This window comes from Nocardioides sp. (assembly GCF_030150155.1).
GTDB lineage: Bacteria > Actinomycetota > Actinomycetes > Propionibacteriales > Nocardioidaceae > Nocardioides.
The window spans coordinates 56,251-70,220 of record NZ_JASLGR010000013.1; the positions used below are offsets into that span (position 1 = coordinate 56,251).

17 protein-coding genes are annotated in these 13,970 nt (G+C 71.6%); 11 read left to right on the plus strand and 6 right to left on the minus strand.

Annotated elements, in window-relative coordinates; translation table 11 throughout:
• The first annotated feature begins 1 nt into the window (after position 1).
• The 5 genes from msrA to Q1V88_RS02730 all read left to right on the plus strand — a co-directional run bounded on the left by msrA (position 2) and on the right by Q1V88_RS02730 (position 3,290).
• Positions 2–649 carry a peptide-methionine (S)-S-oxide reductase MsrA gene (msrA, locus tag Q1V88_RS02710; protein ID WP_300677555.1) on the plus strand — a complete coding sequence of 216 codons (648 nt, stop codon included), beginning with the start codon at positions 2–4 and terminating at the stop codon, positions 647–649.
• The gene (locus Q1V88_RS02715) at positions 646–1,203 is read left to right on the plus strand and encodes a GNAT family protein (RefSeq protein ID WP_300677557.1); all 558 of its coding nucleotides are present in this window, start codon (positions 646–648) and stop codon (positions 1,201–1,203) included. The genes msrA and Q1V88_RS02715 overlap by 4 nt, the downstream gene beginning before the upstream one ends.
• Before the next feature lie 46 nt (positions 1,204–1,249).
• Positions 1,250–2,020 carry a helix-turn-helix transcriptional regulator gene (locus Q1V88_RS02720; protein WP_300677559.1) on the plus strand — a complete coding sequence of 257 codons (771 nt, stop codon included), beginning with the start codon at positions 1,250–1,252 and terminating at the stop codon, positions 2,018–2,020.
• A 9-nt stretch (positions 2,021–2,029) separates the two neighbouring features.
• Positions 2,030–2,893 (plus strand): hypothetical protein, encoded by an 864-nt coding sequence (locus Q1V88_RS02725; RefSeq protein ID WP_300677561.1) that lies wholly within the window; start codon positions 2,030–2,032, stop codon positions 2,891–2,893.
• Positions 2,894–2,996: 103 nt separating this feature from the next.
• Positions 2,997–3,290, plus strand: coding sequence for a YegP family protein (locus Q1V88_RS02730; RefSeq protein ID WP_300677562.1), 294 nt, complete (start codon positions 2,997–2,999; stop codon positions 3,288–3,290).
• A 15-nt stretch (positions 3,291–3,305) separates the two neighbouring features.
• Here Q1V88_RS02730 and Q1V88_RS02735 read toward each other — a convergent pair whose 3' ends face one another.
• Together Q1V88_RS02735 and Q1V88_RS02740 are read right to left on the minus strand one after the other, a co-directional pair.
• Positions 3,306–3,869, minus strand: a complete 564-nt coding sequence (locus tag Q1V88_RS02735) for a dihydrofolate reductase family protein (protein WP_300677563.1) — start codon at positions 3,867–3,869, stop codon at positions 3,306–3,308.
• Entirely contained in the window at positions 3,866–4,447 is a 582-nt protein-coding gene (locus Q1V88_RS02740) for a TetR-like C-terminal domain-containing protein (protein ID WP_300677565.1), read from the minus strand. The genes Q1V88_RS02735 and Q1V88_RS02740 overlap by 4 nt, the downstream gene beginning before the upstream one ends.
• Before the next feature lie 60 nt (positions 4,448–4,507).
• Between Q1V88_RS02740 and Q1V88_RS02745 the strand changes: the two genes are divergently transcribed.
• Together Q1V88_RS02745 and Q1V88_RS02750 are read left to right on the plus strand one after the other, a co-directional pair.
• Positions 4,508–4,999 carry an FBP domain-containing protein gene (locus Q1V88_RS02745; RefSeq protein ID WP_300677567.1) on the plus strand — a complete coding sequence of 164 codons (492 nt, stop codon included), beginning with the start codon at positions 4,508–4,510 and terminating at the stop codon, positions 4,997–4,999.
• Between the two features lie 32 nt (positions 5,000–5,031).
• Positions 5,032–5,259: a DUF167 domain-containing protein gene (locus Q1V88_RS02750; RefSeq protein ID WP_300677569.1), complete on the plus strand. Its 228-nt coding sequence runs from the start codon at positions 5,032–5,034 to the stop codon at positions 5,257–5,259.
• Between the two features lie 17 nt (positions 5,260–5,276).
• On the opposite strand, the gene Q1V88_RS02755 is transcribed toward Q1V88_RS02750, so the two are convergent.
• On the minus strand, positions 5,277–6,356 hold the full coding sequence (locus tag Q1V88_RS02755; RefSeq protein ID WP_300677571.1) for a GAF domain-containing protein: 1,080 nt from the start codon (positions 6,354–6,356) through the stop codon (positions 5,277–5,279).
• Positions 6,357–6,399: 43 nt separating this feature from the next.
• Positions 6,400–7,050, minus strand: a complete 651-nt coding sequence (locus Q1V88_RS02760) for a response regulator transcription factor (RefSeq protein ID WP_300677573.1) — start codon at positions 7,048–7,050, stop codon at positions 6,400–6,402.
• Between the two features lie 192 nt (positions 7,051–7,242).
• Between Q1V88_RS02760 and Q1V88_RS02765 the strand changes: the two genes are divergently transcribed.
• Genes Q1V88_RS02765 through Q1V88_RS02780 form a run of 4 tightly spaced genes read left to right on the plus strand, consistent with a single transcriptional unit; the run spans position 7,243 to position 11,072 of the window.
• Positions 7,243–8,223, plus strand: coding sequence for a methyl-accepting chemotaxis protein (locus tag Q1V88_RS02765; RefSeq protein ID WP_300677575.1), 981 nt, complete (start codon positions 7,243–7,245; stop codon positions 8,221–8,223).
• A 3-nt stretch (positions 8,224–8,226) separates the two neighbouring features.
• Complete coding sequence (locus Q1V88_RS02770) at positions 8,227–10,122, plus strand: EAL domain-containing protein (RefSeq protein WP_300677577.1); 1,896 nt, start codon at positions 8,227–8,229, stop codon at positions 10,120–10,122.
• Positions 10,123–10,177: 55 nt separating this feature from the next.
• Positions 10,178–10,642, plus strand: coding sequence for an AraC family transcriptional regulator (locus Q1V88_RS02775; protein WP_300677579.1), 465 nt, complete (start codon positions 10,178–10,180; stop codon positions 10,640–10,642).
• A 10-nt stretch (positions 10,643–10,652) separates the two neighbouring features.
• Complete coding sequence (locus Q1V88_RS02780; protein ID WP_300677581.1) at positions 10,653–11,072, plus strand: VOC family protein; 420 nt, start codon at positions 10,653–10,655, stop codon at positions 11,070–11,072.
• A gap of 58 nt (positions 11,073–11,130) precedes the next feature.
• Here Q1V88_RS02780 and Q1V88_RS02785 read toward each other — a convergent pair whose 3' ends face one another.
• Both Q1V88_RS02785 and Q1V88_RS02790 read right to left on the minus strand, forming a co-directional pair.
• Positions 11,131–13,071, minus strand: a complete 1,941-nt coding sequence (locus Q1V88_RS02785; protein ID WP_300677582.1) for a VWA domain-containing protein — start codon at positions 13,069–13,071, stop codon at positions 11,131–11,133.
• Positions 13,068–13,970, minus strand: a 903-nt coding sequence (locus Q1V88_RS02790) for a sigma 54-interacting transcriptional regulator (protein WP_300677584.1), incomplete at its 5' end; no start/stop codon positions are given. The genes Q1V88_RS02790 and Q1V88_RS02785, both read right to left, overlap by 4 nt.

Below are 13,970 nucleotides of genomic sequence, written 5' to 3' on the forward strand. Positions count from 1 at the left end.
AATGTTCGGTCGCCCGACGAAGCTCTTCCCTGCTGACGCGACGCTTGCGGGTCGCGAGGAATCGTTCTTCAACCTACCCGAGCGCCACCGGGTCCTGGGGACCCGCCTGGACGCCACGCCGGGCGACGGCACCACGCCCGAGGGCCTGGAGGTCGCGTACTTCGGCCTGGGCTGCTTCTGGGGAGCCGAGGAGATCTACTGGGCCAAGCCCGGGGTCTACACCACGTCGGTCGGCTACCAGGGGGGGACGACCCCGAACCCGTCGTACGAGGAGGTCTGCAGCGGGCGAACCAACCACACCGAGGCGATCCGGATCGTCTTCGACCCGTCGGTGATCTCGTACGCCGACCTGGTCAAGACGTTCTTCGAGGTGCACGACCCCACCCAGGGCATGCGCCAGGGCAACGACGTCGGCACCCAGTACCGCTCGGCGATCTACTACACGACCCCGGAGCAGGAGGCGACCGCGCGCGAGCTCACCGCGGTCTACGGCGCCGAGCTGGAGCGCCGCGGCTTCGACCCGATCACCACCGAGATCCGCCCGGTGCCGACGTACTACCCCGCCGAGCCGATGCACCAGCAGTACCTCGACCGGGTCCCCGACGGCTACCGCTGCCACGCCACCACCGGGATCGCGTTCCCGGCGTGACCTCCCGTCCGACGGTGCACCCCCGCGACCTCGGCGACGGTGCCGCCCTGCGCCTGATCGAGGCCACCGACGCCGCCGCCCTGACCGAGCTGCGCCTGGCCAACCGCGCCCACCTGGCCCGATCGGGCCCCGAGCGCTCCGAGGAGTACTTCACCCTCGCCGGCCAGGAGGCAGCGATCGACGACGCCCTGTCCCGCTTCGGCGCCGGCCTCGACGTGCCCCTGATGATCGTGGACGCCGGCCACCCGGTCGGCCAGGTGTCGCTGTCCAACATCGTCCGCGGCCCCCTCCAGAGCGCCAACCTGGGCTACTGGATCGCCGCCGCGGGCCAGGGCCGCGGCCTGGTCTCCCGCGCCGTCGCCGCCATGATCGAGGTCGCCCGCGACGACCTCGGCCTGCACCGCCTCGAAGCCGGCACCCTGGTCGACAACGAGCGCTCCCAGTCGGTCCTGCTCCGGGCCGGCTTCGAGCGGATCGGCCTGGCCCGCCGCCTGCTGCTGATCGAGGGGCAGTGGGAGGACCACGTGCTGTTCCAGCGTCTCCTCGACGAGTAGACAGCATGTCTCCATAAATGGGCACACATCATCTATGATCCCATCTATGGAGACAGGACTGCGGGGCCGCGTGGCCGAGGTGGTGCGGGAGTCGTTGGCGACCTCCGACCTCACGCTGCGCGAGGTCAGCGCCCGCAGCGGGGTCTCCACCTCGACGATCGGGCGGATCCTCACCGGGCAGACCGCGGCGACACTGGACACCCTCGACGACCTGCTGGCCGCCGTGGGCCGCACCGCCACCGTCACTGCCAGCACCGCCACGACCCTCGGCGCAGCGGCGGCCGCGCGTTTCCTGCTCAACGGGGAGGACGCCCTGGCCGAGGTCGCCGGCCCGTGGACCGACCGGCTCACCGCCTGGGCGACCACCCCCACCGGCCTGGATCCCATCGCCGTCCTCACCGAGGCCGGCCAGGCCGCGGCGCCGGACCGCCTCCCCGGCGCGGTGCACCTCGCGCCCGGAGCGGTGACTCTGGGCCGGATCGCCAGCGCCGCCTCGACCGACGGCGGGCCGTGGGCTCTGTCAGGGCGCGCGGGGCTGCCGGCCGCCGCCGCGTCCTTCGACGCTCCCGTCCCCGATCAGACCGTCGTGTGGGTGCGCGACCCGCACGGCGTACGACGTCATCTGGCCGACCTGGACACCGCGCCCGCCCATCGCGCTGCCATCGTCCTCGCCCCGGCCCCCGACTGGCTCTTCGCCGCCGGACACGAGGCGGCACACCTGAACTACGTGACCCCGATGCAGACCGCGATCGACTGTCTCGGGCTCGGCGGCACCGCCGCCGACGAGACTCGTGCCTGGCTCACCACCTGGACCTGAGGAGTCACGATGCCTTCCTCCGACGACGTACGCCGCCGCTTCGGACCGCCCCGCCCGGCACCGTCCGCCGCCCCACCCCCGACGACGGCGACGGCGGGGACCGGGCGCGCCGACCGCCGCCGTGCCGCAGGACAGCTCGCTGACACCGGGATCACCTGGGACACGGCCGCCCTCGACCTCAGCGCGATCCATCCCGGACCGGTCGACCGTGCCCGCGCGCGATTCCGCGCCTCGTTGCCGGACCTGATCTGGAATGCCGCGCGCCTGGAGGGCAACACCTACACGCTGCCCGAGGTCCGCACGCTGCTGGAGGGGGTCACCGTCGGCGGCAAGCCGCTGTCCGACGAACGCCAGATCATCGCGCTGTCGGAGGGGTACACGGCCCTCGACGCCCTGGTCGGTGACGGCACGTTCAGCCCCACCAAGGAGGTCAGTGACACCCTGCACGCACTGATCGCCCGCCATGAGGCGATCGAGTCGGGCCACTTCCGCGGCGAGGGGAACGCCCGGGGCGGGGGCGCCGTACGCCTCGCCGACGGCGGTTCCGTCGACGGTGTCGACCACGGCACCGGCGGCGCCGACCTGATCGCCCGCCACGCCACCCTGCTCGCCCGCCTGGCCGAGACACCCGACCCACGACTGCAGGCGCTGATCTACTTCGCCTCGGCGGCGCGCACCCAGTTCTACGTCGACGGCAACAAGCGCACGGCCCGTCTCGTGGCGAGCGGGATCCTGCTGCGGGAGGGCTACGACGCCCTCAACGTGCCCTACGCCCGCCGCCTGGAGTTCAACGTCGCCCTCGACACCCTCTTCACCACCGACGACGCCACCTCCCTGATGCGGTTCCTCGCCGACTGCCTCACCCTGGCCTGAGCCGTCTCCTCGACGAGTAGGAGAGGCGAGGTGAGGACCCGGTCATCCACTGACGGGCCACCCAACCGACAGCTCCGAGAATCCAACGGGCGAGAATCCGAGAATGTCGACTTACACTGAGGACGTGACCGACTGGATCGCCGACCCCGACCTCACCAGCGAGGAGAAGCTCGCTCGGTTCCAGGCGCTCGGCCCGCAGTCGTCCACGGGTCCGGCCGACCGTCACGGCGCCCGTTTCGAGGTCTTCGGTGCCGGTGGCGACTGGCACTTCCGCCTCGTGACCGGCTCCGACGTCGTCCTTCTGATCAGCGAGGGCTACCCGACGAAGGACGAAGCCGTCGCGGCCTCGGTGCTGGTGGCGAAGACCGCCAGCCAGGCGACCGTCGCCGTTGCCTGAGGCGTCTGAGCCGCCTCAGGCAACCGTGTAGACCGCTGAGAGGAACTGCCCGGTCTGGTGCGTCTCGACCAGGCGCAGGCGGTCCGACTCCAGCCGGCCGGTGAAGAGCGGGGCGCCGGAGCCGAGCAGCACCGGGGCAATCGAGAGCCGAAGCTCGTCGAGGCGGCCTGCCGCGGCGAACTGGGCGGCGAGGTCTCCCCCGCCCATGATCCAGACGTTCTTTCCGTCGGCCGCCTCCACGATCGCATCGAGATGGTCGGCGACCGGGCCGGAGACGAACGCGACGTCGGCGCCCGGGATGCGGGGCTGCTCGTCGGGGCGGGAGGTGAAGACGAAGGTGCGCCGGTCGCCGTAGAACGCCTGCCACCTGTCCGGTTGGGCGGCCAGGTCCTCATGCTCGACCACCCAGCGGTAGGTCGTGGAGCCCTCCACCAAGACGCCGACACCGTGCACGAAGCCGGCCATCTCCACGAGCGACTCCTCACCGCCCTCGACGGCGAAGAGCCAGTCCAGCGAGTCCTGCGGGTCGGCCAGGTAGCCGTCGAGCGTGGTCGCGGTGGTGAAGATGAACCGGGTCATGCCCCCAGCGTGCCAGCCAGGACGGTGAGGGCGCGATGCCAACTCTCCTCCGGCGCCGGAGTGCTGTGGTCGAAGGCACCCGCCGCCTCCAGGCTGACGAAGCCGTGGATCACCGAGCCGATCAGGCGGGTCGCGTGCACGACGTCATCACCCGTCACCGCGAAGCCGCGCAGCAGCGCCGCGACCAGCTCAGCGTGCCGTCGACCGGCGCTGATCGCCGCCTCGCGGGCCGTCTCCAGCCCCTCAGCGTCACCCGCCACCCGCCGCCGGCTCGCCTCATAGCGCCCCGGATGCTCCCGGGCGAAGGCGCGGAACGCGTCGGCGTACGCCCGCAGCGCCTCGATCCCGGAACGGCCGGCGATCTCGGCGGAGACCCGCTCGGCGAGGTCGTCCAGGCTGACCGCGGTGACCCACAGCATCAGCTCCTCGGTGCCGGCGAGGTGCGCGTAGAGGCTCGGGACGCGCACCCCGAGCCGGCGGGCGACCCGACTGATCGTCACCTCAGCCAGTCCCACCTCATCAGCCAGGTCGGCACCTTCGACGCCGATCCCCTCCGCCGTCAGTCCCCGCCGCACCATGGCATCACCTTAGCGAATTAATGATTTGCCTAACAGTATTAGGAAACCTACTCTGAAGACATGAGCCCCCTGACCGAGCGCGACCTGCGCACGAGCATGCTCAACGTCTCCAAGGGTGAGGCTGGCCGGATGTACCTCCCCCGCGACCTGGCCGACCAGCCCTGGGAGCATCTGGACTACCTGGGCTGGCGTGATCCACAAGCGCCGGCGAAGGGCTACCTCGTCACGGTCGTCGATGACCGCCTCCGCGGCCTGGCCCTCCGAGCGCCCTCCACTCCACCCGGGCCACGGCGCAGCATGTGCTCGATCTGCCTGAGCCAGCACTCCGGCGGCGTCTCGCTGCTGGTCGCACCACGCGCCGGGAAGGCCGGGCGCCAGGGCAACACCCTCGGCACCTATCTCTGCTCCGACCTGCGCTGCTCGCTCTACGTCCGCGGGCTGTTGAAGACCGAGATCTCGACGGTGCGCGAGACCCTGAGCACCGAGCAGCGGGTCGAACGGCTGGTCCGCAACCTCGCCGACTTCGTCAACCGGGTCAGTGCCAGCGCCTGAGGGACACACCACCTGCGACTAGCCTCGCCTGCGTGTCCCGCCATCGCATCACCGTCAAGCCCGGCTCGGCCAAGGGGCCGCTGGTCGAGACCGGCGAGGACGGCCTGCTCACCGTCTTCGTCCGCGAGCGGGCCGTCGACGGCGCCGCGAACGCCGGCGTGACGAAGGTCCTCGCCGACCACTTCGGGGTCTCGAAGTCACGGGTCACGATCGTGCGCGGCCACACCGCGCGGATCAAGACCGTCGAGGTCGACGGCTAGGCCGCACCGGCGGCACCTCAGAGCAGCGGCACCTGCCAGACCAGCTCGGTCCCGCGTGGCTCCCGCGGCCCGACCCGGAAGTCACCGCCCCGGGCCCGGGCTCGCTCGGCCAGGTTGCTCAACCCGCTCAGCCGTACGCCGTCGGGGAGGCCGCCCCCGTCGTCGGCGACCCGGAGCACGAGGTCGTGCCCGACGATCGCCACCTCGACGTACGCCGTCGTGGCGACGGCATGTCGGGCGACGTTCGAGAGCCCCTCGCTGACCACGGCGACCACCTCGGCGACCAGGTCGGGGCCGACCCGCCAGCGCACCGGGCCGGCGAAGGAGACCCGCGGCCTGAAGGTGAGCGAGGACTCGAACCGGGCCACCAGCCGGGTCACCTCGGACTGGACGTCGTCGGAGTCGCCCACCCGGCGGAGGTCGAAGACCGTACGCCGCAGCTCGCGGATCACCCCGTCGAGCTCGTCGACGACGCCGTCGAGCCGGGCCGCGACAGCGTCGTCGCCGACCAGGCCGATGTCGCGCTTGAGCTCCATCCCGCCGGCGAAGAGCCGCTGCACCACCACGTCGTGCAGGTCCCGGCTGATCCGGTCCCGCTCACGGTGCACCGCGGCCGTGGCGACCCGTTCGACGCCGACCCGCCACTGGTGCCAGAGCCGGTCGACCGCCACCCCCACCGCCGAGGCCAGCGCGACCGCGACCGCCTCGTCGGTCTCGGTGAAGTCGCCGCCGCCCTCCTTCTCGGTGAGGTAGAGGTTGCCGAAGACCTCCTCCCCGATCCGGATCGGTACGCCGAGCAGGGTCCGCATCGGGGGATGTCCGGGCGGCAGGCCCGCCGAACGCGGGTCGCGCGACATCTCGCTGACCCGCACCGGGACCGGGGCGTCGATCAACGCCCCCAGCATCCCGCGGCCCGACGGCGGCGTCTCCAGCCGCCTCTTCTCCGCCTCGGTGAGGCCGTAGGTGATGAACGTCGCGAGCCGAGTCGGTGCCTCGGCGAGATCGGCGATCACCCCGATCGCCGCGTAGCGGGCGCCGGTGGAGGTCGCGGCGATGCGCACGATCTTGTGCAGCAGGTCGTTGACCTGGGCGCTCACACCGTCGTCGTGGGCTGGATGGCCATGCCTCATCCTCGCGGGGTCAGCCCTTCTCGTGGTGCGCCAGGATCGCCGCCTGGGTCCGGCTGGTGAGCTCGAGCTTGGCCAGGATCGAGGAGACGTAGTTCTTCACCGTCTTCTCGGCCAGGTCGAGCGAGCGGGCGATCTGGCGGTTGGTCATGCCCTGACCGATCAGGTCGAGGACCGCCTGCTCGTTGGCGGTGAGCCGGTCCAGCGGCGAGCCCTTCGCGGTCCCGGTCCGGACCCGCTCCAGCACCTGGGCGGTCACCTGCGGGTCCAGCATCGCCAGCCCGGAGGCGACGTTGCGGATCACCTCGACCAGGTCGACACCGTTGACCTGCTTGAGGATGTAGCCCGAGGCACCGGCCATGATCGCGGCGAACAGGGCGTCATCGTCGTCGTACGACGTCAGGATCAACGCGGCGATCTCCGGGTCCGCCGAGCGGACCTCGCGGCACACGTCGATGCCCGATCCGTCGGGCAGCCGGTGGTCGAGGACGACCACGTCGGGCTTGAGCCGCGGGATCATCTCCAGGGCCTCGACGGCCGACCCGGACTCCCCGATCAGGACCAGGTCGTCGACCGAGTCGAGCAGGCTCCGCACTCCCCTGCGGACCAGGTCGTGATCGTCGAGGACGAAGACCTGGATCGCTTGCACAGCCGCCTGGTTCATATCGGCGAGGGTAGGCCATCCGCCGCTCCGGCGAGGACGAAGCGGCTGGGACCTTCGGCCGCCCTGACCAGGCAAAAGACCTGCCCGGACGGTCCTAGGCCTGGGTGCGTTCGCGTCACATCGGGCCGCCCGATGACGAATCCTCACACGACGGCACGGGAACAGGTCCGGCCACCGATTCGGGGAGAGACGATGCCTCCACCAGCGATCAGCGCAGCAGCACCCGCCGGGTTGGGCGGGGCCGAACGACTCAGCATCATCGCCGCGATGATGGAGCACTCGCCGGTGAACATGATGTTCGCCGACCGCGACCACGTCATCCGCTACATGAACCCGGCGTCGCTGCGCACCCTGCGCTCCCTCGCCGACCACCTCCCGGTCCGTGCCGAGGAGGTGGTCGGCTCCTCGCTCGACCTCTTCCACCGCACACCGCAGTACCAGCGCGGGCTGCTCGACTCCTCGGCGAACCTGCCACGGACCGCGCAGATCCAGGTCGGCACCGAATGGCTCGAGCTGCGGGTGTGTGCCGTCACCGACGATCAGGGCGCGTACGTCGGCGCGATGGCGACCTGGTCGGTGGAGACGCAGACCATCGACGCGATCAGGGCGATGGTCGAGGCGGTCGAGGGCGCGCTGGCCGGTGACACCAGCCGGAACATCGAGGTCGGCGACCTGGGGCACATCGGGCGGATGGGCCAGGCGTTGCAGCGCCTGATCGAGAACCACCGTGACTCCTCGGCGGCGACCCGGCGTACCGAGAACGCTGTGGCCGAGGCGGCCGACCAGCTCAGCGCGATGGCCGAGAGCCTGCGGGTCGCCGACGAGGCGCAGCGGATCGTGACCGCGCTCGGCACCTCCAGCGGCGAGATCGGCCAGGTGGTGAAGGTGATCACCTCGATCGCCCAGCAGACCAACCTGCTGGCGCTCAACGCCACCATCGAGGCGGCCCGGGCCGGCGAGGCGGGCCGCGGCTTCGCGGTGGTGGCGACCGAGGTCAAGGAGCTGGCCAAGGAGACGGCGCGCGCCACCGAGGAGATCGGCCAGCAGATCAGTGCGATCCAGGACGACACCCGCGGTGCCGTCGCCGCGATCGAGCAGATCGTCGCCCTGATCGCCCGGATCCACGAGATCGCCGCGCGGATCTCGGCCGCCGTGGACACGACGGCGGGGTGACCCATGCCGCTGCCCCGCCCCCGCTGCCACCTGCCGTTCCTCCCGCTCACCCTGCTGGCCGCCTCGACGCTGACCCTGCTCGGCCTCGCGCTGGAGGGCCGGATCCCGGCGCTGGCAGCACTCGCCCTGGTCGGGCTGCTGGTGGCCTCGTTCGCGCTGGCGCTGTGGGCCGACGCGCTGCGCGGCGCCCCGGCACGGGCCCGGGTCGCCACCGCCGAGCTGTCCCGCCGTCGCCAGGGCGAGCAGCGCCTGCTGCGGATGATCGAGGAGATGCCGGTCGCGGTGATGACCCTCGACCCCGAGACCGGCCGGATCAGCTACATGAACCAGACCTGCGACCGGCTGCTGCGGGAGGTCGAGGAGTACCTGCCGGTCGCCGTCGACGACGTGGTCGGCTCCTCGATGGACGTCTTCCACCGCTCCCCGGCACGCCAGCAGAGCATCGTGTCGCTGCTCCAGGACTCGCCGCACAGTGCCCGGATCCGGCTCGGTCCCGAGACCCTCGACCTCCAGGTCTCCTCGATCCCGTGCGACGAGGGCGCGGGCGGCCCGATGGTGGTGTGGAGCAACGTCACCAAGGAGCTGGCCGCCGAGCTGCGGATCCTGGACCTGGCCCACCACGACTCACTCACCGGTCTCAACAACCGCACCACCTTCAGCGACCAGGTCGAGGCCCGGATCGCCTCGCCCGCGGCCCGCACCGCATTGCTGTTCGTCGATCTCGACGGGTTCAAGGGGATCAACGACAACCTCGGCCACCATGCCGGCGACACCGTGATCAGGACGGTGGCGACCCGGCTCCAGGCGATCTGCTCGCCCCACGACGCCATCGTCGGACGTCTGGGCGGCGACGAGTTCGGCATCTTCCTGGCCGACGCCGACCGGGCCGCGGCCACCGGCGTCGCCCGGACCGTGATCGACGCGCTGGGGGCGCCCTACCCCCAGGTGCGGGGCTCGGCGCTGGAGGTGAGCGCGTCGATCGGGATCGCGACCACCCCGACCGACGGCACCACCTGCTCGGAGCTGCTGCTGCGCGCCGACATCGCGCTGTACCACGCCAAGGCCGCCGGCAAGGCGAAGGCGGTCGCCTTCGAGGCCGAGATGGAGGAGAGCATCCACCACCGCGCCGAGCTGATCACCGACCTGCGCGAGGCGATCACCGCCGACCGAGGGATCGAGGTCCACTTCCAGGACATCGTCGAGATCGCCTCGATGCGGGTCACCGCCCGCGAGGCCCTGGCGCGCTGGCACCATCCCCGGCTCGGGACGGTGCCGCCCTCGACCTTCATCACGTTGGCCGAGCAGTCGGGTCTGATCGACGTCCTGGGCCGCCTGATCGCGCGCCGGGCCTTCGCCGAGGCCCGCTGGTGGGAGGAGCGGGTGCGGCTGGCGGTCAACGTCTCGGCGGGCCAGCTCGGCCGCGGCACCTTCGTCGAGGAGATCCTGGGGCTGCTGGTGAGCTCCGGGCTGGCCCCCGAGCGGCTGGAGATCGAGGTCACCGAGACCGCCCTGCTGAGCGATCACGAGGGGGTGCTGCGCGAGCTCAGTCAGCTGCGCGGTGCCGGCGTACGGGTCTCGCTCGACGACTTCGGCACCGGGTACTCCTCCCTCACCCACCTGCGCGACTTCCCGTTCGACACGATCAAGATCGACGGCTCCTTCGTCCGCGAGGCCGCCACCAACCCGAGCGCCGCCGCGATCGTCCGTGCCATCGCCGAGCTCGGCATCCAGCTCGGCGTGACCACGGTGGCCGAGGGTGTGGAGAGCTCCGAGCAGCTCGACCTGGTCACCCGGGCGGGCTGCATCGAGGTGCAGGGCTACCTGATCTCCCGGCCGATCCCGGCCCAGCGCAGCGCCGGCTCGAAGCGGCTCAGCACTGCCTGCTCCAGCCGACCGTGAGCCCGAACGCCCGCAGCGCATTGTCCCCAGCGCCCCCGCACCGCAGAATCGGGGCGTGGCTTCCCTCCCCCTGGAACGACATCTGCTGCGCGCCAAGGACCAGGCCGACGCGCACTACACCGAACCGCTCGACGTCGCCGCCCTGGCCGCGGCCGCCGGGCTCTCGCCTGCCCACTTCAGCCGCGCGTTCAAGCAGGCCTTCGGGGAGAGCCCGCACGGCTACCTGCTGACCCGGCGCCTCGAACGCGCTGCGGCCCTGCTGCGCGACACCGACCGCAGCGTCGCCGACATCTGCGCCCTGGTCGGACTGACCTCGGTAGGGAGCTTCACCACCAGCTTCAAACGCACCTTCGGCAGTACGCCGACCCAGTACCGCGCCGCCTTCCCGGCGATCGCCGACCGGGTGCCCCTGCCCGGCTGCGTGGTGCGGGTGCATGGTCGCCCGCAACGGCGCACGTTTCGAGAAGACGACGCGGCCGCGCCCCCTCTAGCGTCGACGTCATCACCCACCACCACGTAGGAGAACCACGATGATCAAGATCACCACCGCTCAGGTCTGGGTCCTCGACCAGGACGAGGCCGTCGCGTTCTGGACTGAGAAGGTCGGCTTCGAGATCCGCGAGGACGCCAGCTTCCCCGAGCTCGGCGGCTTCCGCTGGGTCACCGTCGGCGCCCCGGGCCAGGACGCGCCGGTGCTCGTCCTGATGGCGATCCCCGGCCCGCCGGTGTTCCCCGAGTCGACGGTCACCGAGATCACCGCCCTGCTGGCCAAGGGCCACTCCGGCGGCATCTTCATGGAGACCGACGACGTGCAGAAGATGTACGAGGAGCTCTCCGCCAAGGGCGTCGAGTTCACCGACCTGCCCGAGGCCCGGCCCTACGGGATCGACTGCGGGTTCCGTGATCCGTCGGGCAACTCGTTCCGGATCATGCAGCCGCTCCCGGCCTGATCCGGCCGGGGCGGCGGCGATGTGCAGCTGGGCCCGCGGGTCGGGCCCCGGCGCTGGCTCAGACCCAGCCCGAACGGCCGCCCGCACGGCCCCCGAGATAGGAGCCGACCACGGCCGCGCCGAGGTCGTCGAGTTCGGGGGCCACCACGGTCCCTTCGACCCGACGGGCGAGCTGGTCGATGAAGCGGGCCAGACCCGGGTCCTCGCCGAGCCTGAAGAACGTCGTACGGGCACCGATCCGGCGGGCGTTGTCGAGCTCGTTGACGGTCAGCGCGATCGTGCGGGGCTGCGGCGGGTAGGCGAAGGAGACCTCGCCGCTCGGCTCCAGGTGTGAGGTCGGCTCGCCGTCGGTGACGATCAGGAGCACCGGCTGGGCACTGGGATGGCGACGGAAGTGCCGGTTGGCCAGCAGCAGACCGTGATGCAGGTTGGTGCCCTTGTCCCAGCGGGCGTCGAGCGCGGTCAGCTCCTCGATCTCCATCACCTGGGCGGCCCGACCGAAGGCGATCAGCTGCAGGTCGTCGCCGCGGAACCGGGAGCGCACCAGGGTGTGCAGCGCCAGCGCGGTGCGCTTCATCGGCACCCAGCGCCCGTCCATCGCCATCGAGAACGAGGTGTCGACCAGCAGCGCCACACACGCCTGGGTGCGGTCCTCGGTCTCGACCACCTCGATGTCGTCGAGGGCCAGCGTGCTGCCGCCGCGGATCACCCGGTTGAGCAGGGTCCGCGGGATGTCCCACGGCTCGGTGTCGCCGAACTCCCAGGCCCGCGAGGAGCCGGTCAGGTCGCCGGAGGCGCCCGAACGCCGGGTCTCGCGCGCCCCGGAGCGGCCGCTGAGCTGGTCGGCGACGTCCTTGAGCAGCGCCTTGCCGAGCTGCCGCATCGCCTTCGGGGTGAGCCGCAGGTCACCGTCGGTGCCGCGTTCGAGCTGGCCGGACTCCCGCAGTGCCCGCTCCAGCTCACCCAGGGTGCGGGCGTCGATCGCCGCCTCCTCGCCGAGCTGGCGTGCCAGGGCGTCCAGGTCCAGGTCGTCCATCCGGGCGCCGCCGTACGACTGGGAGAGCTGCTCGATCAGCTGGTCGAGCTCGGCCAGGTCCTGGAGCGCGCCGGTGCCGTCACCCAGCCCGAGTCCCTGGTCCCCCTCGAACTGCTCGGAGCCGTCCCAGTCCTCGCCGGGGCGCAGCGCCTGCAGGTGGCCGTCGAGCTGGGCGAGCTGGTCGGCCAGCTCCGGGGAGCCGAACGCCTGGGCGGAGAGCTCCATCAGCTCGGCGCGCTGCTCGGGCGTCATCGAGTTGAGCAGCCGTTGGGCGGCCGCCGCCCGGGCCGCGAGCGCGTCGAGCAGCTCGTCGAGGTCGCGCGGGCTCTCCGGGAAGTACTCCCCGTGCTTGGCCATGAAGTCGGCGAAGTCGGCAGCGGTGTCGGTGCCGGCGGCACGCCGGGCGAGCAGGTCGTTGAGGTCGGCGAGCATCGCGTTGATCGCGGCCCGGTCCTCGTCCGTGGCCCCCTCCAGGGCCTCCTTCATCCCGGCGAAGCGCTGCTCCAGGATCTCGCGGCCGAGCAGGTCCTTGATCTCCTCGTACGCCGCCCGCGCCTCACGTGAGGACCAGTCGTACGTCGACAGCTCACTGACCGCAGCGGCCGGACTGCTCGGCAGGTTGCCGATCTGCATCTCGCGCAGGGCCCGGTCGGTGTCGTCCATCTCGACGTCGCGGGCCAGCTGCCCGCGCTCGGCCCGCACCGCGCGATCGAGCAGCTCGGCGACCTCGCGCAGGGTGCCGTCGAGGTTGTTGCTCTCCAGCAGCTCCCGACGCCGCTCCTGGGCCCGCCGGGCGAGGTCGTCGAGACCGGCGGTGTCGCGCCCACCGCGGCGCAGGAACTCCCGCATCGCCCGTTCGGGCGAGTAGCCGGCCATGACGTCCTCGCCGATGGCCTCCAGGGCCTCGGCGATGTCCACGGGCGGCTTGAGCGGGTCACCGCCGTCGTACCGGCGATATCTCATCCGTAGACGACCTCGCCGCCGTCGATGTCCTTGCCGATCCGGCGGGCCAGGTAGAGCCCCTCCAGGGCCAGCTCGATCGCTCCGGCGCGCTCGCCGTCGGTGGTCGCGCCGAGCCGTTCGCCGATCTGGTCGTAGAGCTCGGACTCGCCCAGCCGGGGCAGGCCGGCCAGCACCTGGCGGGCGGTGACGTTCTCGCCGGTGGCGATCATCTGGCCGTTCTCGATCGCCTCCACCAGCAGCGCGAAGTCGATCCCGCGCAGCCGGGCCCTGACCGTCTCGGCGATCGAGGTGCGCAGCAGGTGGGTGAGGATCTCCGACTCGCGGCCCTCCTCGCCGGTCTCGAACTCGATCTTGCCGCCGAGCACGTCGACGGCGGTCTGCACGTCGACCAGCCGGGCGACGGCGTCCTCGCCGTGCAGGGCGGCACGGCGCAGCGCGGCCGCAGCGATCGTCTCGGCCCCGGCGATGGAGAACCGGGCCGAGACACCCGAGCGCTGGTCGACGGCCGAGGAGGCCCGCAGCGTGCGGGTGAAGCGGGCGAGGATCTCGACCAGGACGTCGGGGACCTCGGCGACCAGGTCGGCCTCCTGCCGGATCACCGCCACCTCCGAGGAGAGCTCCAGCGGGTAGTGGGTGCGGATCTCGGCGCCGAAGCGGTCCTTGAGCGGGGTGATGATCCGACCGCGGTTGGTGTAGTCCTCGGGGTTGGCGCTGGCCACCACCAGCACGTCGAGCGGCAGCCGCAGCACGTAGCCGCGGATCTGGATGTCGCGCTCCTCCATCACGTTGAGCATCGCCACCTGGATCCGCTCGGCGAGGTCGGGCAGTTCGTTGATTGCGACGATGCCGCGGTGGGCGCGGGGGATGAGTCCGAAGTGGATGGTCTCGGGGTCACCCAG

Bases quoted from the DNA above. Each gene is read 5' to 3' on its own strand.
- msrA (WP_300677555.1), top strand. From the start codon at position 2: ATGTTCGGTCGCCCGACGAAGCTCTTCCCTGCTGACGCGACGCTTGCG.
- Q1V88_RS02720 (WP_300677559.1), top strand. From the start codon at position 1,250: ATGGAGACAGGACTGCGGGGCCGCGTGGCCGAGGTGGTGCGGGAGTCG.
- Q1V88_RS02725 (WP_300677561.1), top strand. From the start codon at position 2,030: ATGCCTTCCTCCGACGACGTACGCCGCCGCTTCGGACCGCCCCGCCCG.
- Q1V88_RS02730 (WP_300677562.1), top strand. From the start codon at position 2,997: ATGTCGACTTACACTGAGGACGTGACCGACTGGATCGCCGACCCCGAC.
- Q1V88_RS02735 (WP_300677563.1), bottom strand. From the start codon at position 3,869: ATGACCCGGTTCATCTTCACCACCGCGACCACGCTCGACGGCTACCTG.
- Q1V88_RS02740 (WP_300677565.1), bottom strand. From the start codon at position 4,447: ATGGTGCGGCGGGGACTGACGGCGGAGGGGATCGGCGTCGAAGGTGCC.
- Q1V88_RS02745 (WP_300677567.1), top strand. From the start codon at position 4,508: ATGAGCCCCCTGACCGAGCGCGACCTGCGCACGAGCATGCTCAACGTC.
- Q1V88_RS02760 (WP_300677573.1), bottom strand. From the start codon at position 7,050: ATGAACCAGGCGGCTGTGCAAGCGATCCAGGTCTTCGTCCTCGACGAT.
- Q1V88_RS02765 (WP_300677575.1), top strand. From the start codon at position 7,243: ATGCCTCCACCAGCGATCAGCGCAGCAGCACCCGCCGGGTTGGGCGGG.
- Q1V88_RS02770 (WP_300677577.1), top strand. From the start codon at position 8,227: ATGCCGCTGCCCCGCCCCCGCTGCCACCTGCCGTTCCTCCCGCTCACC.
- Q1V88_RS02780 (WP_300677581.1), top strand. From the start codon at position 10,653: ATGATCAAGATCACCACCGCTCAGGTCTGGGTCCTCGACCAGGACGAG.
- Q1V88_RS02785 (WP_300677582.1), bottom strand. From the start codon at position 13,071: ATGAGATATCGCCGGTACGACGGCGGTGACCCGCTCAAGCCGCCCGTG.